Annotated in this window: 1 pseudogene; it reads left to right on the top strand. The window is 49.1% G+C overall.

The features are described 5' to 3' along the window. Window positions 1-632 (top strand): annotated as a pseudogene (locus tag R7Z50_RS28500) (bifunctional metallophosphatase/5'-nucleotidase); the annotation flags it as partial.

Here is a 632-nt window from a genome sequence, read left to right on the forward strand (position 1 = left end):
AAAGAGAATATGCAAAGCGCCGCCTCCCCCGTGCTCAATGCCAACATCAAGTTTGAGCAAAACAAGGCGCCTTTTGCTTCGCCATATACCATTGTTGAACGCGATGGCATTCGTGTCGGTGTGATTGGGGTAATGGGCGTTGATGCCTTCTACAACACCATGTGGAAAGGTAATCGCAAAGGTTTGACTATCGACGATCCAATCAAAACCACTCAGTTCTGGGTTGATAAGATCCGCGACGAAGTGGACATGGTTGTCGTGCTCACACACCAAAATAAAACGGCACCAATGCAAACCGACAAAGAAGCCGATCCTGAAGTGCAACGCGGCTTTGATGAAGATTACGACATGGCAGGCAAGCTAAAAGGGGTCGATGTGATTTTTGGCGGCCACTCTGACCATGGCTTATGGAAGCCTGTCGTGCACCCAAAAACGGGCACAGTTATCGGCCTCACTTTCGGCCAAGGTAAATACTTGGGTTACACTAAATTTGCCGTAGACACCGAAAAGCACGACGTAAAACTGCTGGACGGAAAACTGATCCCTGTCGAGTCAGACAAGCTTGAACGCGACAAGAAAACCAGCGATCTTATCGCCAATGCTCGCAAACAATACCCAGAGCTTGGTCAGCA

This window comes from Vibrio sp. 1249-1 (assembly GCF_033340495.1).